Source organism: Bradyrhizobium genosp. L, assembly GCF_015624485.1.
Taxonomy (GTDB): domain Bacteria; phylum Pseudomonadota; class Alphaproteobacteria; order Rhizobiales; family Xanthobacteraceae; genus Bradyrhizobium.
Window position 1 is genome coordinate 4,852,477 of record NZ_CP061378.1, and the last position, 20,085, is coordinate 4,872,561.

General features: G+C 64.7%; 20 protein-coding genes. 6 read left to right on the forward strand and 14 right to left on the reverse strand.

What is annotated here, in order from left to right:
• Positions 1–380 precede the first annotated feature (380 nt).
• Positions 381–974: a DUF2335 domain-containing protein gene (locus tag IC762_RS23130; protein ID WP_195784519.1), complete on the forward strand. Its 594-nt coding sequence runs from the start codon at positions 381–383 to the stop codon at positions 972–974.
• Positions 975–1,212: 238 nt separating this feature from the next.
• Here the strand turns inward: IC762_RS23130 and IC762_RS23135 are convergent, their stop codons facing one another.
• A complete protein-coding gene (locus IC762_RS23135) occupies positions 1,213–1,767 on the reverse strand; it encodes a cupin domain-containing protein (protein ID WP_195784520.1) in 555 nt (184 codons plus the stop codon).
• 161 nt (positions 1,768–1,928) lie between these two features.
• The gene (locus IC762_RS23140; protein WP_195784521.1) at positions 1,929–2,219 is read right to left on the reverse strand and encodes an usg protein; all 291 of its coding nucleotides are present in this window, start codon (positions 2,217–2,219) and stop codon (positions 1,929–1,931) included.
• Between the two features lie 391 nt (positions 2,220–2,610).
• On the opposite strand from IC762_RS23140, the gene IC762_RS23145 reads away from it, so the two are divergent.
• The 3 genes from IC762_RS23145 to IC762_RS23155 all read left to right on the forward strand — a co-directional run bounded on the left by IC762_RS23145 (position 2,611) and on the right by IC762_RS23155 (position 5,023).
• On the forward strand, positions 2,611–2,925 hold the full coding sequence (locus IC762_RS23145; protein ID WP_038383333.1) for a co-chaperone GroES: 315 nt from the start codon (positions 2,611–2,613) through the stop codon (positions 2,923–2,925).
• A gap of 44 nt (positions 2,926–2,969) precedes the next feature.
• The gene (gene groL / locus IC762_RS23150; RefSeq protein ID WP_195784522.1) at positions 2,970–4,610 is read left to right on the forward strand and encodes a chaperonin GroEL; all 1,641 of its coding nucleotides are present in this window, start codon (positions 2,970–2,972) and stop codon (positions 4,608–4,610) included.
• 113 nt (positions 4,611–4,723) lie between these two features.
• Complete coding sequence (locus IC762_RS23155) at positions 4,724–5,023, forward strand: GIY-YIG nuclease family protein (RefSeq protein WP_195784523.1); 300 nt, start codon at positions 4,724–4,726, stop codon at positions 5,021–5,023.
• Positions 5,024–5,073: 50 nt separating this feature from the next.
• Here the strand turns inward: IC762_RS23155 and IC762_RS23160 are convergent, their stop codons facing one another.
• From IC762_RS23160 to IC762_RS23200, 9 genes are all read right to left on the reverse strand, one after another.
• Complete coding sequence (locus tag IC762_RS23160; protein ID WP_195784524.1) at positions 5,074–6,570, reverse strand: AMP nucleosidase; 1,497 nt, start codon at positions 6,568–6,570, stop codon at positions 5,074–5,076.
• A gap of 125 nt (positions 6,571–6,695) precedes the next feature.
• Entirely contained in the window at positions 6,696–7,046 is a 351-nt protein-coding gene (locus tag IC762_RS23165; protein WP_195784525.1) for a DUF779 domain-containing protein, read from the reverse strand.
• A 66-nt stretch (positions 7,047–7,112) separates the two neighbouring features.
• Positions 7,113–8,630, reverse strand: coding sequence for an aldehyde dehydrogenase (adh, locus tag IC762_RS23170; RefSeq protein ID WP_195784526.1), 1,518 nt, complete (start codon positions 8,628–8,630; stop codon positions 7,113–7,115).
• Positions 8,631–8,798: 168 nt separating this feature from the next.
• Positions 8,799–9,755, reverse strand: coding sequence for a helix-turn-helix domain-containing protein (locus IC762_RS23175; protein ID WP_195784527.1), 957 nt, complete (start codon positions 9,753–9,755; stop codon positions 8,799–8,801).
• Positions 9,756–9,941: 186 nt separating this feature from the next.
• The gene (locus tag IC762_RS23180; RefSeq protein WP_433995847.1) at positions 9,942–11,078 is read right to left on the reverse strand and encodes a tlde1 domain-containing protein; all 1,137 of its coding nucleotides are present in this window, start codon (positions 11,076–11,078) and stop codon (positions 9,942–9,944) included.
• A 434-nt stretch (positions 11,079–11,512) separates the two neighbouring features.
• The gene (locus tag IC762_RS23185) at positions 11,513–13,015 is read right to left on the reverse strand and encodes a glycosyltransferase family 39 protein (protein ID WP_195784528.1); all 1,503 of its coding nucleotides are present in this window, start codon (positions 13,013–13,015) and stop codon (positions 11,513–11,515) included.
• 7 nt (positions 13,016–13,022) lie between these two features.
• A complete protein-coding gene (locus IC762_RS23190; protein WP_195784529.1) occupies positions 13,023–14,156 on the reverse strand; it encodes a glycosyltransferase family 2 protein in 1,134 nt (377 codons plus the stop codon).
• 245 nt (positions 14,157–14,401) lie between these two features.
• Positions 14,402–14,611: a hypothetical protein gene (locus IC762_RS23195; protein ID WP_195784530.1), complete on the reverse strand. Its 210-nt coding sequence runs from the start codon at positions 14,609–14,611 to the stop codon at positions 14,402–14,404.
• A gap of 90 nt (positions 14,612–14,701) precedes the next feature.
• Positions 14,702–15,058, reverse strand: a complete 357-nt coding sequence (locus tag IC762_RS23200) for a hypothetical protein (protein WP_195784531.1) — start codon at positions 15,056–15,058, stop codon at positions 14,702–14,704.
• Positions 15,059–15,186: 128 nt separating this feature from the next.
• On the opposite strand from IC762_RS23200, the gene IC762_RS23205 reads away from it, so the two are divergent.
• On the forward strand, positions 15,187–16,086 hold the full coding sequence (locus tag IC762_RS23205; protein ID WP_246801177.1) for a DUF72 domain-containing protein: 900 nt from the start codon (positions 15,187–15,189) through the stop codon (positions 16,084–16,086).
• A 30-nt stretch (positions 16,087–16,116) separates the two neighbouring features.
• Positions 16,117–16,578, forward strand: a complete 462-nt coding sequence (locus IC762_RS23210) for a DUF488 domain-containing protein (RefSeq protein WP_195790252.1) — start codon at positions 16,117–16,119, stop codon at positions 16,576–16,578.
• A gap of 333 nt (positions 16,579–16,911) precedes the next feature.
• Here the strand turns inward: IC762_RS23210 and IC762_RS23215 are convergent, their stop codons facing one another.
• The 3 genes from IC762_RS23215 to IC762_RS23225 all read right to left on the reverse strand — a co-directional run bounded on the left by IC762_RS23215 (position 16,912) and on the right by IC762_RS23225 (position 20,075).
• Positions 16,912–17,829, reverse strand: coding sequence for a PhzF family phenazine biosynthesis protein (locus IC762_RS23215; RefSeq protein ID WP_195784532.1), 918 nt, complete (start codon positions 17,827–17,829; stop codon positions 16,912–16,914).
• A gap of 92 nt (positions 17,830–17,921) precedes the next feature.
• Positions 17,922–18,818 carry an amidohydrolase family protein gene (locus IC762_RS23220; protein WP_246801180.1) on the reverse strand — a complete coding sequence of 299 codons (897 nt, stop codon included), beginning with the start codon at positions 18,816–18,818 and terminating at the stop codon, positions 17,922–17,924.
• A gap of 12 nt (positions 18,819–18,830) precedes the next feature.
• Positions 18,831–20,075: an MFS transporter gene (locus IC762_RS23225; protein ID WP_195784534.1), complete on the reverse strand. Its 1,245-nt coding sequence runs from the start codon at positions 20,073–20,075 to the stop codon at positions 18,831–18,833.
• Between the last annotated feature and the right edge of the window lie 10 nt (positions 20,076–20,085).

Below are 20,085 nucleotides of genomic sequence, written 5' to 3' on the forward strand. Positions count from 1 at the left end.
TTCCCATCCAGCCAACGAGGGCTGGAAGTGCGTGTGGGATGAAAACCCTGCCGATCACAGCATTTGCTGCAATCTAGTCGTCCGAGACCAGGCAACCGACCTGTGGTCGCACGTACTAAACAATGCAACAGAGCAGCAAAAGGCGGTTGACCTTATTTGTAACCATGGCGGCCGCAGCTACTTTGTTGAGCTGAAAGGCTATGTCCGCGACTATCTACAAGGCGCCGGGTCAGCGCTGAATCCGTTCCCGCAGGAGGTTCAGCACTTCTACGATTCCGATGCAGAGGCCATGATCTCTGACTGGAGTAATGCGGCGACCGATATGTACACCGTATTGAGGTCTGCCGACATGATGCGGACAGTATATGGGTCTCCAACACATGGACGAAGCAGGTCAGTCCCGCACACCGATCACTCCAGAGCCATCGAAAGAGACCGCAAGCCCGAAAGAACGTGAGCAGGGGCAGCTTCCCGAAGTTCTGCCTCCCGCCCTAGAAGGTGCCCTTGAAACTGCGGGCGTAGATGTAAGCGACCCCCAAGTAACGAAGGCCATTCAGGTAAGCGCTCGTTTCTTCGTCGCCCGCGGTTCTTTGCCGATCATGCCTCCGGATATCCTTGCTGAATATGAGCAGGAATTCCCTGGCCTCGGTCAAAAGATTATCAGTTGGACCGAACAACAACGCACTCATCGCCAGAACCTGGAGCGGCAGCGGACCGAAGGCTCCGAGCGGAGAATGGATCGCGGTCAATTGATCGCTGGCGGTGTCGCTGTATGGGGTCTTTCTCTGGCTACCCTGGCTGCCATTTTTGGCAATGCGTGGGCCGCTGGGATAATTGCAATTGTAGCTATAGGTGGCCCCACTTCGGCAATTTGGCTGGCAAGCACGATGAATGGCAAGGGAGCAGACGGCGACCGTTCGAAAACCCCGAAACTGCCGAAAGCACCTAAGCCCCCAGACGCTCCTCAATCTTAATCATCCACCGTGCCGGGTAGCCCAGCGAACCTGTTCCACGCCCTTCCCCTCATGGTTTTTGAGGCTGTGCTGTATCCCCAGCGCGATGCCTGCACGTATTCAAGGTGGCGTCATGCGCGCCATGGGCCGCCAGCACGGCCGCCGCAATCTCCGCCGCCGTCATCGGCTCCGTGCCCGCCCTGAGTACGTCCAGCGCGCGCCGTTAGTCTAGAGCGTGCCGCGTTTGAACCACGGGTAGCTAAGCCTTCAACTCCACCGTCTTGAACTCGGCCGGCAGGATCACCTCCAGCAGTTCGACGTCGTCGGAGTAATCCAGGATCATGTGCTGGATCTTCGGCGGCTGGGTCCAGGCGCTGCCCTCGCGCATCAGCGTCTCGCCCTCGCCTTCCATGTAGGTCTTCACCCAGCCCTTGAGCACGTAGACCATCTGGAATTCGACGTCGTGGAAGTGCAGCTTGGAGACCTCGTCCGGATTGCACGGGCCCTGCAACCGGATCACATGCGCCTGCGCCAGGCCGTGGCTGGCGGCCGATATGCCGAGGTCGCGGTACTTTGCGTAGGTGCGCAGGCCGTCGGCCTTGAAATCCTCTTCGCGGTGATGGCTGATCGCGACGCGCTGCTTCGGCCGCGCCTTCACTGCGGCCTTGGGCGCGCTCTTCTTGACCGCCGAGACGCGGCCCTTGGACTTGATGGTCTTGCGCGCGGCTGATTTGGCCGATGTGCCGAGCCCGGTCCATTTCTTCTTCACCGCGGTCTTGGCTGCGGGTCTTGCTGTGACCTTTTGCTTTGCCATGATTACCTCCCGTTTTTTTGGTCGGGAAAGGCTAGCACAATCCACGCTGCGTAGGGTGGGCAAAGCGCAGCGTGCCCACCATCGCGAGCAGTGGCGGTGAAGGTGGGCACAGCGCTGACGCGCCTTTGCCCACCCTACGCAACGTCACCGCTCCCATCCGCTCAGTGCAGGCGGAAGACGCCGTCGACCGCGCGCAGCTCGGTCGGCTTGATCAGCTTGGAATGCGCCACCGTCACCGCGAACAACGGGCCGTCGAGCTTCTGCTGCCAGAAGGCCAGGAAATCCTGCAGCGCCGGAAATTTCGGGAACAGATCGTAGTTCTGCCAGACATAGGTTTGCAGGAACGAGGGATGATCCGGCATCCGGTAAAGGATCTGCGCCGTCGTCAGCCCATAGCCCAGCAACTGCTTCCGGAAATCGTCCGAAACAACCCCACCAACCCGCGAGACCATGCCAACCTCCTGTGACGGAGCGCACTCACATGGCGGCCGACCCCAGCCGGACCACCGGCAATGGATGCGCTCACATGAGAGAAATGTGACGCACGCGACTAACCCATCTCAAGCCTAAATGTTTAATGGATTGTTGAAATTTCGTGCGTTGGCAGCAGCTTACCGCATCTGCTAATAGCTGCCCGGCACCCGGGCGGGCGGCATTAAGGATGCCGCGACGATCCTCTCACGATCGTGGCAGAGGGCATTCTTGAGTGCCAAATTTTCTGCTACAGGCCCTTGCCCGCCGCAACGGCTTGGCCTATCTCCAGCCCAGCCAGCTGGCACTCGCCCAGCTGGACTGCTAACACTCCAAAATCCAACAATATCTGCATATGCTTAGGAGGACTGCATGAAATTCCGTCCGCTTCACGACCGCGTCGTGGTCAAGCGCATCGACGCCGAAGAGAAGACTGCTGGCGGCATCATCATTCCGGACAGCGCCAAGGAAAAGCCCTCGCAGGGCGAAGTCACCGCCGTCGGTCCGGGCGGCCGCGACGAAGCTGGCAAGCTGATCCCGATCGACCTCAAGGTCGGCGACCGCGTCCTGTTCGGCAAGTGGTCCGGCACCGAGGTCAAGATCGACGGTGAAGACCTGCTGATCATGAAGGAAAGCGACATCATGGGCGTCCTCGACGTCCCCGCTTCCAAGAAGAAGGCGGCCTGAGCGCCTCCTCCCTCCCAAGGTAAATCATCCAAGGAAAATTTCAGATGGCAGCTAAAGAAGTCAAATTCTCGGTCGATGCGCGCGACAAGATGCTGCGCGGCGTCGATATCCTCGCCAACGCGGTGAAGGTCACCCTCGGTCCGAAGGGCCGCAACGTCGTGCTCGAGAAGTCGTTCGGCGCTCCCCGCATCACCAAGGACGGCGTCACCGTCGCCAAGGAGATCGAGCTCGAGGACAAGTTCGAGAACATGGGCGCCCAGATGGTGCGCGAAGTGGCCTCCAAGTCGGCTGACGCGGCCGGCGACGGCACCACCACCGCGACCGTGCTCGCCCAGGCGATCGTGCGTGAAGGCGCCAAGTCGGTTGCCGCCGGCATGAACCCGATGGACCTCAAGCGCGGTATCGACCTGGCGGTGGAAGCCGTCGTCGCCGATCTCGTGAAGAACTCCAAGAAGGTCACCTCGAACGACGAGATCGCCCAGGTCGGCACCATCTCGGCCAACGGCGATGCCGAAATCGGCAAGTTCCTCGCCGATGCCATGAAGAAGGTCGGCAACGAGGGCGTGATCACGGTCGAGGAAGCCAAGTCGCTCGAGACCGAGCTCGACGTCGTCGAGGGCATGCAGTTCGATCGCGGCTACATCTCGCCCTACTTCGTCACCAACGCCGACAAGATGCGCGTTGAAATGGACGACGCCTACATCCTGATCAACGAGAAGAAGCTCTCCTCGCTGAACGAGCTGCTGCCGCTGCTCGAGGCCGTGGTGCAGACCGGCAAGCCGCTGGTCATCGTCGCCGAGGACGTCGAAGGCGAAGCGCTCGCCACCCTCGTCGTCAACCGCCTGCGTGGCGGCCTGAAGGTCGCGGCCGTCAAGGCTCCGGGCTTCGGCGATCGCCGCAAGGCCATGCTGCAGGACATCGCGATCCTGACCGGCGGCCAGGCCATCTCGGAAGACCTCGGCATCAAGCTCGAGAACGTCACGCTGCAGATGCTCGGTCGCGCCAAGAAGGTGATGATCGACAAGGAGAACACCACGATCGTCAACGGCGCCGGCAAGAAGGCCGACATCGACGCTCGCGTCGCCCAGATCAAGGCGCAGATCGAGGAGACCACCTCGGACTACGACCGTGAGAAGCTGCAGGAGCGTCTCGCCAAGCTCGCGGGCGGCGTCGCGGTGATCCGCGTCGGCGGCGCGACCGAGGTCGAGGTGAAGGAGCGCAAGGATCGCGTTGATGACGCGATGCATGCGACCCGCGCGGCGGTCGAGGAAGGCATCGTCCCGGGCGGCGGCGTCGCCCTGCTTCGTGCCTCCGAGGCGCTCAAGGGCCTGCGCACCAAGAACGACGACCAGAAGACCGGCGTCGAGATCGTGCGCAAGGCGCTGTCGTCTCCGGCTCGCCAGATCGCGATCAACGCCGGTGAAGACGGCTCGGTGATCGTCGGCAAGATCCTGGAGAACAAGGCCTACGCTTACGGCTTCGACTCCCAGACCGGCGACTACGCGGACCTCGTCAAGAAGGGCATCATCGACCCGACCAAGGTCGTGCGCACCGCGATCCAGAACGCAGCCTCGGTTGCCGCGCTTCTGATCACCACGGAAGCGATGGTCGCCGAGCTGCCGAAGAAGAACGCCGGCGGCCCCGCGATGCCTCCGGGCGGCGGCATGGGCGGCATGGACTTCTAAGTCCGGCCTCTCAAGGCGATTACAAGGAATGCAAAACCCCGGCAGCGATGCCGGGGTTTCGTCATTCCGGGGCACGCGAAGCGTGAGCCCGGAATCCATTGCTCCGCGTGCTCATGGCCTATTACGTCTACCTCCTCGCGAGCGACAAGAACGGCACGCTCTATCTCGGCGTGACGAACGACATCGTGCGTCGTGTGTACCAACACAAGACCAAGGCGGTCGCCGGCTTTACCAAGCGATATGCCGTCGACAAGCTCGTCTGGTTCGAGATTTACGACGACGCCCTCACTGCGATCGCGCGCGAGAAAGAGCTTAAGAAGTGGCGGCGCGATTGGAAGATCAAATTGATCGAAGAGAAGAATCCGCAGTGGATCGATTTGTATCCGCAGATCGCCGCCGGACACATTGGATGAATGGATTCCGGGCTCGCGCTGCGCGAGCCCCGGAACGACGCGGAGACGAACTACTGGAACGCGACCTCGGCAAAGCTCCTGAGCTTGCGCGAATGCAGACGCTCGGATTCCTGCTGCTTGAGCCGCTCCAGCGCCTTCAACCCGATCTGAAGATGCTGGCCGACGCGCTGGCGGTAGAACTCGCTCGCCATGCCGGCGAGCTTGATCTCGCCGTGCAGCGGCTTGTCGGAGACGCAGAGCAGCGTGCCGTAGGGCACGCGGAAGCGATAGCCGTTGGCGGCGATCGTCGCCGATTCCATGTCGAGCGCGATCGCGCGCGACTGCGACATCCGCCGGATCACCTGCGGCCCGCTGATCTCCCAATTGCGGTTGTCGACACTGGCCACCGTGCCCGTGCGCATCAGGCGCTTGAGCTCGAAGCCCGACAATCCCGTGACCTCGTCGACTGCCTCTTCGAGCGCGACCTGCATCTCGGCCAGCGCGGGGATCGGGACCCAGAGCGGCAGCTCGTGATCGAGCACGTGATCCTCGCGGACATAGCCGTGGGCGAGCACGTAGTCGCCGAGCCGCTGCGTGTTGCGCAGGCCTGCGCAGTGCCCGATCATCAGCCAGGCATGCGGCCGCAGCACCGCGACGTGATCGGTGATGTTGCGCGCGTTCGACGGACCGATGCCGATGTTGATCAGGGTGATGCCGCGATAGCCGGGCTCGACGAGATGGAAGGCCGGCATCTGCGGCACGCGATTGGATACGGTCCCGCTGGTGCCGCCGCCGAGCCGCGCATTGCGCGTGATCAGATTGCCGGGCGCGACGAACGCTTCGATATCGGGCTCGCCCGCTGCGAGGCGCTGCTGGGCGAGTTGCGCGAAGGCGTCGACATAGAACTGATAGTTGGTGAAGATCACGAAATTCTGGAAGTGCTCCGGATCGGTGCCGGTGTAGTGATAGAGCCGGCGCAGCGAGTAATCGATCCGCGCGGCGCGGAACAGCGCGAGCGGCTCCGGCGTGCCGGGCGCAAGCGCGAAGGTCCCGTCCGCGATCGCGTCGTCCATCGCGGCAAGGTCCGGCGTATCGAAAACGTCGCGCAGCGATCGCGTGAAGGCCGAGCTGTCGGCGATGGTCAGCGCCGCTTCGATGTTGATGTCGCGCCGATAGGCGAAATGAATTGGGATCGGTTCGTTCGATTCGCCGATCTCGACCGCGACGCCATGGTTCTTGATCAGGAGGCCGATCTGCTCGGTGAGATAGGTCCGGAAGATGTCGGGCCGCGTGATGCTGGTCGCATGGATGCCGGGGCCGGCGACGAACCCGTAGGCAAGACGCGAATCCAGCCGCGCATGCGACGAGGTCGTGATGCGCACGAACGGATAATGCGCGCGCACCCGCGTCGTGAACGGAACGCCGTTGACATAGGCCTCGAACCGATTGCGCAGGAAGCCGGTATTGCGCTCGTAGATTTCTTCGAGGCGGCCGACCGCCGCAGCGGCATCGACGAACGCCTCTGTCGTGATCGACGGCGGAGTTTCGAGGGGAGGCGTTGGAGACATGTCGCTTTGCACCAGATCCGCTGTCGAGCTTCGACTCGTCGTGGATCGGCGCAGTATAGCGACAACGGCCTTCAGTTCCAGACGGCGGGCGACGGCGCGGAGATGGCACCAGCGCCCGGACCGCCCTATTCCGCCTCGCGCGGCGGCAGCGCGCACATCTCGGACCGGGTCAGGAACCTGCGTTCACGGCCATTGTCGAGCGAGAACATGCCGCCGCGGCCGGGTATGACGTCGATGATCAGGTCGGTGTGCTTCCACACGTCATATTGCGAGCCGCTGATATAGAACGGCGCGCCGCCGATCTCGCCGAGCTTGACGTCGTAGTCGCCGATGATGAAGTCGCCCTGCGGATAGCACATCGGCGACGAACCGTCGCAGCAGCCGCCGGATTGGTGGAACAGCACCGGCCCATGATCGGCCACGATCTCGGCAATCAGCGCGAGTGCAGCCGGCGTCGCGGTCACCTTGTCTGCCATGGCGGCCTCCTTGAGGGAGGCTCCGGCGGAACTCCGCCGGAGCCTGTCGTTTGCAGCCGATAGCTTTCAGAAGAAGCCGAGCTTCTTCGCGCTGTAGCTCACCAGCATGTTCTTGGTCTGCTGGTAATGGTCGAGCATCATCTTGTGGTTCTCGCGGCCGACGCCGGATTGCTTGTAGCCGCCGAACGCCGCGTGCGCCGGATAGGCATGGTAGCAGTTGGTCCAGACCCGGCCGGCCTGGATGGCGCGACCGAAGCGGTAGCAACGATTGGCGTCGCGGCTCCAGACGCCGGCACCGAGGCCGTAGAGGGTGTCGTTGGCGATCGAGAGCGCCTCCTCGTCGGTCTTGAAGGTGGTCACGGACACCACCGGCCCGAAGATCTCCTCCTGGAACACGCGCATCTTGTTGTTGCCCTCGAACACGGTCGGCTTGACGTAGTAGCCGCCCGACAGTCCGCCGCCGAGATTGTTGCGCTCGCCGCCGGCCAGCACCTTGGCGCCCTCCTTCTTGCCGATGTCGATATAGGAGAGGATCTTCTCGAGCTGCTCGGAAGATGCCTGCGCTCCGATCATCGTGGACGGATCGAGCGGGCTGCCCTGCGTGATCGCGGCGACGCGCTTCAGCGCGCGTTCCATGAAGCGGTCGTAGATCGATTCATGGATCAGCGCACGGCTCGGGCAGGTGCAGACCTCGCCCTGGTTGAGCGCGAACATCACGAAGCCCTCGATCGCCTTGTCGAAGAAATCGTCGTCTTCCGCGCAGACATCCTTGAAGAAGATGTTGGGCGATTTGCCGCCGAGCTCGAGCGTCACCGGGATCAGGTTCTGCGAGGCGTACTGCATGATCAGCCGGCCCGTCGTGGTCTCGCCGGTGAAGGCGATCTTGGCGATCCGGTTCGAGGAGGCCAGCGGCTTGCCGGCCTCGAGGCCAAAGCCGTTGACGACGTTCAGCACGCCCTTGGGCAGGAGATCGCCGATCAGTTCGAGCAACGTCATGATCGACGCCGGGGTCTGCTCGGCCGGCTTGATCACCACGCAGTTGCCGGCGGCGAGCGCCGGCGCAAGCTTCCAGGTCGCCATCAGGATCGGGAAATTCCAGGGAATGATCTGGCCGACGACGCCGAGCGGCTCGTGGAAGTGATAGGCGACGGTGTCGTGGTCGATCTCCGAGATCGAGCCTTCCTGTCCGCGGATCGCGCTGGCGAAATAGCGGAAGTGATCGATCGCGAGCGGCATGTCGGCGGCCATGGTCTCGCGGATCGGCTTGCCGTTGTCCCAGGTCTCGGCGGTGGCGAGCTTTTCGAGATTGGCCTCCATCCGGTCGGCGATCCTGTTGAGGATCAGAGAGCGCTCGGCAACGCTGGTCTTGCCCCAGGCGTCCTTGGCCGCATGCGCCGCGTCGAGCGCCGCCTCGATATCGGCCGCATCGGAGCGCGGAATCTCGCAGATCGAAAGCCCGGTGACCGGCGAGACGTTTTCGAAATACTTGCCTGAGTGCGGCTCCCGCCATTCGCCGCCAATGTAATTGCCATAGCGCTTCGCAAAGGGCGCCTTCAGCACGGACTGCATGTCGACCTTGTTCATGTGTTCCTCCGTTGGCACGCCGATGGACACGGCGTTGGGCCGGACGCTCGGTCAAATCAGGCACACAGAACAGGGGGCCGTCCCAGCGGCCGCAGGGGAACTGTCGCAAATCTGAGACAGGGTGCGCCGCAAACTGGCCGGGGCGCGCAATCCCCCATAGGCCGGCTCCTACCGGTGCAGGCCGAGCTGCTTCAGCTTGCGATGCAAGGTGGCGCGGGACATGTCGAGATCCTTGGCGGCCTTGGATACGTTGCCGCCTGCCCGCGCCAGCGCGCGTTGCAGCACGGCACGTTCCGCGGCGACCAGGCCGCCGTCGCTGCTGGTCTCGCCGATCAGATCGGCCGCCGGCAGCGGCCGCGCCAACGCCGCCGCGTTGAGCCCGAGCGCGCGGCGCGCCGCCCGCGTGGCGCCGATCACGAGGTCGTCGCGGTCGACCGCGAGCAGCGAATTGACCGCGCGTTCGCTTCGCGGCGTCAGCAGGATCCGCGCATCGGGAAACGCGCGGCGGAAATTCTCAGCTTCGATCGCCCGAGCGGCGTCGGTGACGGTGGTCGCGATCAGGCGGGAGAATCCGATCGTAAGGTCGGCGCGGCAGGAGGAGACGTCAAGCGCGGCGGCCAGTTCGCCATGCTCGTCGAAGATCGGCGCGGTGGTGCAGAACAGCCCGGAATTGCGGGTGAAGAAGTGCTGCTCGCGATCGATCGAGAGCGGCCGCTTCTCGACGATGCAGGTGCCGATCCCGTTGGTGCCCTCGTACTTCTCGCTCCAGACGGCGCCGGTCCACAGACCCCATCGGTCGAAGGTCGCGTCGTCGGCATGCGCGCCGCGCCGGTCGACGACGACGCCGTCTCTGTCCGCGAGCAAGACCGAACAGCCGACCCCGCCGACGGAAAGGAACAGCCGGTCGAGCGTCACGCGGGCGACGTTCAACAGTTCGCCGAGCCGCTGCTGCGCAGCGGCGATCTCGGCCTGGAGCAGACGATGGGACGGCGAGCGGCTGGCGGGATCGAGCGCGTGCAAATGACCGGACCGACGCCACGACGCCGACAGCTCCGAAGGCGCCCCGCCTCCGGCAAGCACATCGAGAACCTTGTCCGTGTGCACCACGCCCGGCGACCGGCTCATGTGTCCTCCCTGCTCTCCGGCCTTTCAGGATCCTGGAGAGCGTGGTTCTACTGGCGCGCCTTACCCCTGTATATCACAGAATATAGCGCCCCGGACGGGCTTTCAAGCTACACAAGGCCGCCATGGTCCGGTTGCGGGCAGTACCTTTGGAGGAGCCGAAACCCGCCGGCCCCGAGACGGCACGGTCTACTGAACGCGCGCCAGCACCGCGAGGCGGCGGATGCCCTTGTTGCGGTAGGCGTCGAGGAAGGCGTAGTAATCCTTGAACGAGACGCACCCGTTGGAGTCGCCGTTCGGACCGAGCATGAAGGTGTGCGCGAGCAGACCGACGCGGTTGAAGATCTTGCCCTCGCCGCCGATCGGGTTGAGACGCAACGCCGGTACGCCGTGGAACAGGGCTTCGCGCGGCTTCAGCTCGTAGATGTGCGGCGGTGTGACGCCGACCATTTTCATGTGCGAGGAACGCGGATCGTCGAGCCGGGAGCCGAGGCCGGAATGCGCCTCGAGCCGCGTGCCGTCAGGCAGGTACACGGTGTGCGCCGCGACGTCGTAGACCGCGGTCTGACGATCATAGGGCGGCGAACCGCCCAGCGTCGGATCCTGGTCCAGCGTGGACGGAATGCTGCCGGTGACGTTGGCGTCGGCGGACGCGAACGACAGCAGTCCGCCGTTCGACTCGCGCTTGCCCCACAGCTTCTCGACCATGGTCTGCCGTTCGTTCGACGCGATCGACATCACCGCGGCCTTGGCGCGCGCGGCCATGTCGCGCACGGTCACACCGCCGGATTTCGCGGCCGCCTTCGCAACAGCTTTTTCCGAAACCTTGGTCTCGACCGCGGCATTGGGATCGGCGAGCGCGACCTGCAGATTGGCCGCGGCTTCCTTCCTGGCATTCTCGACCGACTTCGGCGCCGGCAGCGCCTTCGAGGCTTCGGCGAGCTTGACCGTGGTCACGGCCTTCGGTGCGTCAACGATCTTCGGCGCAGCCGCCACCTTGAGCACGTCCGTCGACGGTGCCGCATCGGCGACGACGACATTGGACGGCACGCCGTCGGGCGCCGCCGCGGCAAACCTTTCGTTAAACATAATCGACGGCGACGGCGCGTCCGACTTCGCGATCTCGGCCTTGACGGTCTCCGACTTGGCGGGCGCCGACGGCGGAGGCGTCAGCGAGGCGAACACCTCGTTGAATGCCGGCGTCGGCCGCGCTGCGACCGCGGCCGCGCGCTTCACCACGGGCGCTTCATACGGGGCGTTGTTCACCGACGGATAGACGCTCGCCGCAAAGATGTTGGCGTAGATCGTCCAGGCACAGCCCAGCACCAGACCCGCGACCGCGGCGCTGCCGAGGAAATGCTGAGGGAGAATTGTTCGGGAGGACTTCCTGCGGGCCGGCGCCCCCAGAACATACGCACTCGCACTCGTACCCATACACCCGGCGCTCAAAATTGGTTCACCTTGTCCCCCGCGCAACGCGGCGCCGAACACTGTTCGGCTCAGCATCTCGCAGGAGCACAGACGGCCATTAAGGCGACTTTTAGTTAAATGCGACTTAACCGGATGCATCCCCTGCGAAGCCGGAAGTGCCTGTGGCATGGGGCTTTTTTAAGATGGCATTGGATCGGGGAAAGGGCGATTTTGTCCCATGATGGGACATCGTGGAGTACGTCTCGAGGTTGAGCCGGCTGCGCTGAATCAGCGGAGAATTTCGTTGCAGATCAGCCCGTAACCGTACGGGGATTTGACAAGAACCATCTCTAATCCAGCTCAGGCGGCAGCGAGCGATCGAACACGTCGCCCTTCGGATCTTCCAGCAGATCGAGTGCATAGGTCTCGACGACCAACTCGCCCCGCATCCGGCTGGCCTCGGCCACGGTTTCGATATGGGCAAAGCCGTCGCGCATCGACGACGGCAGGCCCTGTCCAAGCTCGTGCACATACAGCAGCTTGCCGGCGAGCTGCGCCGGGCTCGGCTCGGGCATGTTGACCCAGCGGATGCGCTGGCCGTGCTGCGCGACGCAGGTGCCTTGGGGCAAATAGAACGCAAGCCAGCCGGTGGTGCCGTAGTCGGGTGCGAGCACACAGGTCGCGCCGACGCGCGCACGCACCGCCTCGATCTCGGAGGCCAAGGCGGGCCAGCCGACGCCGACGCTGCGCACGGTGGCATCGCGGCGAAAGCCCGACAGCACGCCGGTATTGGCCTGCACGATCAGCAGCGCGAACAGCACGACGCCGCCCGGTGCCGCCCAGCGGCGACAGAAGTCGATCCGGCGCTGCACGGCCGTCGACCATTGCACCTGGATCGCCGCGACCGCGGCAGCAACCACGAAGGCCGGATAGACCGGGGCAAACCAATTGGCCTCGACCCGTGCGTGCAGCGCGTGCCAGACGAAATAGACGACGATGGTCCAGAACATCACGTTGATCAGCACGCGTGCCGGCAACGCGCCGGCGCGGCGCCGATACAGCGCATACAGGCCCATCACCCCGAGGATGAAGACCAGCGGCGTCGCAAAGGCGAACTGGGTGGGGATCAGCTCGGCGACATAGGACGGCTGGAAATCCTCGATCCGGGCGCGGCCCATCTGCTTGATGAAGGACACCCACTGATGATCGGCGTTCCAGCGCAGCACCGGCGCGAACAATCCGAGCGCAACCACGCCGCCGAGATAGAGCCAGGGTGAGAGAAACCAGTGCCGCAGCTTCGGCACCACCACGAGCCAGATCAGGATCGCAGGACCGAAGAACAACGCCGTGTATTTCGACAGCAGCGCTGCCCCCGCACTGGCGCCGACCGCGAGCCACCAGGCGCCGCGACCGCTCTCCAGCACCTTGGCGAGCGAGAACAGCAGGAAGCTCGCCGCGACCAAAAGCGGCGCATCCGGCGTCACGATCAGGGTGCCGACCGCGGCCATCAGCGTGACGTTGAGCAGGATCGCAGCGCTTGCGGCCACCCGGCTGCCGCCGAACAGGATCGCGGCGGCGCGGTAGATCGCCCAGCTCATCGGCAGCGCGAGCAGGATCGACACCAGCCGCACGCCGAACGGCGTATCGCCCGCGATCATGGTGCCGAGCCGGATCACCAGCGCCACCATCGGCGGATGGTCGTAGTAGCCGCCGGCGAGCGACTTCGACCACATCCAGTAATAGGCCTCGTCGAAGGTCAGCGGCGTCCAGGCCGCGGCCGCCAGCCGCAGCAGGACCAGCGCGCAGATCACAAGAGCGGTGTTCTGAGCGAGCCGCGCCTCGTTCGGAATCATGCCGGCGTCATCGCTTGCGCCAGACGAACAGCCCGGACATCGCGTAATTCCAGACCACGCCCATCAGCGCGCCCGCCGCGCCCGCAAGCCACCAGATCGGCTCCTGGTCGTAGACCGAGAACGCGACGCCGACATTGGCGAGCAGGCCGACGCTGCAGACCAGATAGAACAGCAAGAGGCCGCCGACGATCCCGATGCCCTTCAGCCGCTGGTCGCGGTAGGTCAGGAAGTTGTTCAGGATGAAATTGCTGGTCATCGCGACGATCGCGCCGGTGGCCTGCGCCTGCGCGAACGGGGCGTCGAACAGCTTCAGCGCGATGAACAGCGCGGCGAGATGCACCAAGAGGCCGATCGCGCCAACCATCGCGAACAGGATGAAGCGCAGCGAGATCACGTCATGCGTCAGCTTCGCCAGCACGAGGCCGAGGAAGTCGAGCGCGACCATGGAATCGAGCTTGCTCTCGCCATGCTGGCGCAAGCCGAACGTGTAGGGAATCTCGACCGCGCGCAGCTTGCCCTGTGCGGTCGCGACCACGTCGAGCAGGATCTTGAAGCCCTGGGTCGAGAGCTGCGGCGCGAGCTGCTCGAAGCGGTCGCGGCGGATCATGAAGAAGCCGCTCATCGGATCGGCGATCTCGACGTTGAGCGTGCGGCGCGCGATCTCGGTGGCGAAGGCGCTGGCGCCGGCGCGCTGGCTGTCGAAGCCTGACGCCTTGTAGCCCTCGATGTAGCGGCTGCCGACCACGAGCTCGGCCTCGCCGCTTTGGAGCAGCGCCACCATCTTCGGCAGCTGGGTCTCGTCGTGCTGCAGGTCGGCGTCGATGACGGCAGCGTATGGCGCGCTCGAGGCCAAAATACCCTCGATGCAGGCGCCCGAGAGGCCGCGCCGGCCGACCCGGCGGATGCAGCGCACCCGGGAATCCTGCCGCGCCAGGCCGCGCACGACGTCCCAGGTTCCGTCTGGCGAATTGTCGTCGACGAAGATGACTTCCCAGGGCACGTCCTTCAGCGTCGCGTCGAGCCGCCGGTACAGCACCGTGACATTGTCGCGTTCGTTGAAGGTCGGGACGACGACCGAAAGTTGCGGCAAACCGGCGGCCTGCGACGGGGTTTCGGGGCCCGGCTTGATGGCGTCATTCATGGCCGCCAGCGTATAGCCGCAGGCTTTCCCGCTGCCAAGGCAGGTGAGTCGAAACTCACCCTCAGAATGCGGGAAAAGGGCTCAGGATACCCTCAGAAATGCCAACGACCACGAACAAGGGGCGCGCGTACATCCGGCGCAGCCAATGTCGTGGTCGTCTCGGTGCCGGAGCCCGTTTCAGAGCTGCAACGTCACCGTCCAGCAACAGATGGGAAGCCTCCAGCAATCCGCAAGGGCGCGGGTGGCTAATTGTTCGGAACCTCGCGAATCACCGGCCCCCGGGGCGCCGGGGCTGCCGCCGGCGCGGCCTCGGGCGCCGCCTGCGGTTGCTGAGCCGAGGCGGGCTGGGCGGGATTGCGGATCTGGCTGGGCGACGGCCCGTAGATGAACGCCGCCGCCAGCGCGATCGCCGCGACCACGGCACCCAGAAAGCCTGCCATCGATCGTGAGTCCATGCCGGAATATCCCCTCGCCGTGTGCGCGGATTGATATCAAAAATCGGCCGGACGCAACAGGATTTGGCAACCTGGATTGAGCGTGCGGGCCTATTTCGCCGCCGCCCTGCGCCGGACGAACGCGGTCACGATGTCTTTCTGGGCAAGCTCGATGGCCCGGTTGGCGGTGGACAGATGCGCGTCGGAATTCTCCTTCGGAAACTGCAGCGACAGGAAGTCGATCAGCGACACCCGAAAATTCTGCCGCTCCGACGGACAGACGTTGGCGATCAGCGAGGTGAACTCCTGATCGGAGAGTGTCTTGTTGGAGTCGCGCGGATATTCGCGAGCAAGGCAATTCCAATAGGCGTCGCGGCCGGTGATCGCGAGTTTGTGGGCGTCGTCGACCTCGTCGGCGAGCGCGGCTGAAGACGTCAGCAAGAGGACGGCGGCGATCAGTATGCGCATTGTTGTTCTCCGGTTTTTTTCCGCATCCCAGCGAGCACCGGCAGCCACGATAGACACGGCGTCACGATCTGGCAAACTGGCCAATTGCGATTATCTCGACTAGTCTCGCTTCCTGTTCCCTCCTCACGATGAGTGCAGTCGTGGCCAAAGCTCCTTCCAAAACGACCAAGACAGAGACGACGAAGACAGAGACGACCAGGGCAGAGCCGGCCAAGCCAGCGCCGACCAAGACGGACGCAGGCAAGATCTACATCGGCGTCGGCGGCTGGACCTTCGAGCCGTGGCGCGGGGTGTTCTATCCGGAGAAGCTCACGCAGGCGAAGGAGCTTTCCTACGCCGCCTCCAAGCTGACCTCGATCGAGATCAACGGCACCTATTACGGCTCGCAGAAGCCGGAGAGCTTTCGCAAATGGGCTTCCGAAGTGCCCGACGGCTTCATCTTCTCACTGAAGGGCCCGCGCTTCGCCACCAACCGCCGCGTGCTCGCCGAGGCCGGCGATTCCGTGAAGCGGTTCTATGATTCCGGCGTGCTGGAATTGAAGGACCGGCTCGGACCGGTGCTCTGGCAGTTCGCGCCGACCAAGAAGTTCGACGGCGCCGATTTCGGCAAGTTCCTCGAACTGCTGCCGCGCAAGCTCGAGGGCCGCGCGCTACGCCACGTCGTCGAGGTCCGCCACGACAGTTTTCGCGTGCCCGAATTCATCGCGCTGATTCGCGAGCACAAGGTCCCCGTGGTGTTCGCCGAGCACGGCAAATATCCGGCGATCGCCGATGTCGCCAGCGACTTCGTCTATGCGCGGCTGCAGAAGGGCAACGACGAATTGAAGACCTGCTATCCGCCGAAGCAGCTCGATGCCTGGGCCAAGCGCTTCCAGGCCTGGGCCGGCGGCGGCGAGCCGGATGACCTGCCGCGGGTCGACAAGACGGCACCGAACAAGACGCCGCGCGACGTCTTCGCCTACGTCATCCACGAGGGCAAAGTCCGTGCGCCGGCGGGCGCGATGGAATTGATCGAACGCGTGAAATAGTAGGGAGCCGCCATGGCCCGAGCGAAGAATTTGGCGAAGGCGAAGAAGCTGTTCACGATCGGCTACGAGCAGACCCCGTCGAAGGCGGTGCTCGACGAACTCCAGCAAGCCGGCGTCAAGCTGCTCGTCGACGTCCGCGCGGTCGCCTCGTCGCGGCGCGCGGGTTTTTCCAAGAGCGCGCTCGCGGCCGGGCTCGACGAGCGCGGCATTTCCTACATCCACCTCCGCGGCCTCGGCACGCCGAAAGAGGGCCGCGAAGCGGCGCGCAGCGGCAAGTATGAGGTGCTGGAGAAGATCTACACCAAGCACCTGAAGACCGCGCAAGCCAGGGAGGAGCTGGACGAGCTGGCGGCGCTGGTGAAGACCTCCGGCCCGGTCTGCATCCTCTGCTACGAGCGCGATCACCAGCACTGCCACCGGCGCTGGATCGCCGAGATCATCGAGGACCGCGAAGGCGTCAAGATCGATAATCTGGCGGCGCCGCAGGTCTAAAGTGGAACGTGATCCCTCGGAGGCGATGTCGTCCCGGCGAAGGCCCTAAGGGGTGCACATATCACTGCTTCCATGTCAGGACGGCACCAATGGACGGGTTCCCTCCCCCCTTGCGGGGGAGGGTCAGGGAGAGGGGTAAGCCGCGCGGCCGGTGTTTGTGGCTTACCCCTCTCTCCAACTCTCCCCCGCAAGGGGGGAGAGAGCCCTTCCACCTCCCGTGCAGCCTTAAGAAAGTCGCTGAGTGAGATGTGTGCACATCTTAGGGCCTTCGCCGGGACGACACCGAATGTTTGACGTAGCTGGCGAGTCATAGATTCGCTGGACGCAGCAGGATTAGCCTCCCTCGCCTGCCACGTTCAGCGTGCCTTCCATCATCCGCACGCAGCCGCCGCCGACATGCACCGAGGTGATGGCGCCGGCCTGCTTCTTCACCCGCGTCAGCAACAGGCTCGGCCGGCCCATGTCGACGCCCTGCCCGATCCGCAATCGCAACTCGCCGTCGCGCGCGGGATCGAGGTCGGCGAGCAAAGCCGCGCAGGCCGCGGTCGCGCTGCCGGTGGCGGGATCTTCCGACAGGCCGCTCGCGCCGGGATGCAGCATGCGCGCCTGCAGGTCGAGCGGCTGCTCGCTTGCCGGAATATCGCGGGTGTAGAAATAGACGCTGTCGCGGCCGACGTGGGCCAGCAGCCTGGCGAATGCCGCAGCATCGGGCACCGCGCGCCGCAATGCCTCGCGCGAGCCGATCTCCAGCACCAGGAACGGCAGGCCGACCGAGACGAACTCCGGCCCATGGCGGTCGGTCTTCACATCGTCGGCCGACAATGACAGGCACGTGGCCGCCTCGGCCGCGCTCACCTGCTGCGTCCGCTGCAACGGCTGCGGCGCGGTCAGCTCGGCGCCGATCACCCTGCCGCCCTCGGACAGGATCTCGACCGGCACCAGGCCCGCCTTCTCCTCGAACCTCAAGCGCGCCGGAGCCTTGGCGGCCTGCGTCGCCAGCACGAAGGCGGTGCCGACATTGGGATGGCCGGCGAACGGAATTTCCGAGCGTGTCGTGAAGATGCGGACGTTGGCGTCGTTGGCGCCATCTTGCGGCGGCAGCACGAAGGTGGTCTCGGAATAGTTGAACTCGATCGCGATCGCCTGCATCTGCGCCGTCGACAGCCCGCCGGCATCGAGCACCACGGCAAGCGGGTTGCCGCCGAAGGCGCGGTTGGTGAAGACGTCGACGGTGATGTAGCGGCGCTGCATTGCTGTTGTCCTGTCATGGTCGGCCTGATGACCACGATCGTAACACAGCCGCAACGACGCCCTTCAGTGCACTCGGTACAATCGCGCGCGGGCTAGAAGCGAAACAGCGCGCGCGGTGACGCGAGCACGCGCGCGCGTTCATCTGCATCGGTCACAAGTTCATCCAGAAACTTTCGGTTCTTCGCATAGTTCTGCGTGGTTTCGAACTGCGTGTGCGGCCAGTCGCTGCCCCACAACAGCCTGTCGATGCCATAGGCGTCGCGCAGCAGCGGATAAGCCTGTTTCGCGAACGCGTCGCCGGCGGCGCCATTGCGATATGGCGCCGAGATCTTGACCCAGACTTTTCGTGAGGCGCCGAGCTTGAGGATGGACCGGAAGCCGGGATCGGCGACGCCGAGCTTCGGATCCGGCAACGCGTAGTGATCGAGCACGACGTTGACGCCGAGCTCGAGCAGCTTCGGTGCCAGCGTCGCCAGATCAGTCGCGTTGCGCTGGATCTCGACCTGCCAACCCAACGCATGGACCTGCGCGAGCAATGCCTTCCATTCCGGCAACGCCAGATCTGGCAGCGGCTGGCCGACCAGATTGAGGCGGACGCCGACCACACCGGCGCGATCGAGCGCGCCGAGCTCGTCCGCCGCGACGCTTGGGTCGACGACGGCGATGCCGCGCAGGCGGCCATTGGTCGCTTTCAGGCATTCGACCAGATAGGAATTGTCGGTGCCGAGAAAGCTCGGCTGCACCAGTACGCCGTTGGTGATGCCGTTCTGGTCGAGCTGCTGCAGATAGAGATTGAGCGGCGCGTCATAGTCCGGCGCATAGCGCCTGCCGGACGCGAGCTTCAGGCCGCGGTGAAACACATGGGAGTGGGTATCGATCGCGAGTCGCGGCACGTCAGCCCTCACCTGCTTCACCACTCCGCCCGCCGACAGCACGGCAGTCAATCCTGCGGCAAACCGGCGCCGCGTCATCCGATCCGAAGTCATCATCATCCCTCATCATCACGCACGTGTGGCGGCGGCTTGCTCGAACACCTTGCCGCGGGTCTCCGGCAGCATCAGCACGGCGATCAGCACCAGCGAATAGGCAAACGCCGCATCGATCCCGATCGCAGCACCAAGGCCGATGTGATCGCTGAGATAGCCGACCAGGAATGGAAACGCCGCCGAGACGACGCGGCCGAAATTGTAGCAGAAGCCGACGCCGGTACCGCGCACGCCGGCCGGATAGAGCTCGCTGAACAGCGCGGCCATGCTCGCCGGGATGCCGGCCGAGAAGAAGCCGAGCGGAAAGCCGAGCACCAGCATCTGCGAGTTCGAAAGCGGCGCGAAGATGTAGACCAGCACGGTCACCACGCAGGCGGCGGCGAACAATGCCGCGTTGGCGCGGCGCCCGATCCGGTCACTGACGATGCCCGACGCCACGCAGCCGCAGAAGAATGCGACGATGATCACGGCAAGGTACGCGCTGGAGCCGAGCACGGAGAGATGCCGCACCTCGCGCAGGTAGGTCGGCAGGAACGTGGTCAGCGCCGCATAGCCGCCGTGGGCGCCGATGCCGAACAGGCCGCCGATCAAGGTCGAGCGCAGCACGTCGCGGTGGAAGATGCCGGCCAGTGTCGCGAGGAACGGCGGGTCGGCAGCACGCGGTGCGCTGCGTGGCGGCTCCTTCAATCCGCGGCGGATGTAGAGGATCAGGAGCGCCGGGATCAGGCCGACCGCGAACAGGATGCGCCAGGCGATGTCGGGCGGTGCATAAGTGAACACCAGCGCCGACAGCAGCACCGCGGCGCCCCAGCCGACCGCCCAGGCGCTCTGCACGGCGCCGAGCGCCTTGCCGCGATGCTCGGCGCGGATGATCTCGGCCATCAGCACCGCGCCACAGGCCCATTCGGCGCCGAAGCCGACGCCCTGGATCGCCTTCAGGATCACGAGCTGGGTGTAGTTCATCGCGAAGGCGGAGGCGAAGGTCGCCAGCGCAAAGGTCGCGACCGTGATCTGCAACGCCTTGACCCGGCCGAAGCGATCGCCGAGCGCGCCGCCGAGCCAGCCGCCGAATGCGCCGAAGAACAATGTCACCGACCCGAGCAGGCCGGCGTCGGCCTTGCTGATCCCGAACGCCGTGATCAGCGCCGGAATCGCCAGGCTGAACATCTGGACGTCGAGCGCATCGAGCCCCCAACCGCCAAAACTTGCCCAGAAGGTGCGCCGCTCGAGCGGTGACGCGTCGCTGTACCAGTCTGTCATCGTTCCTCCC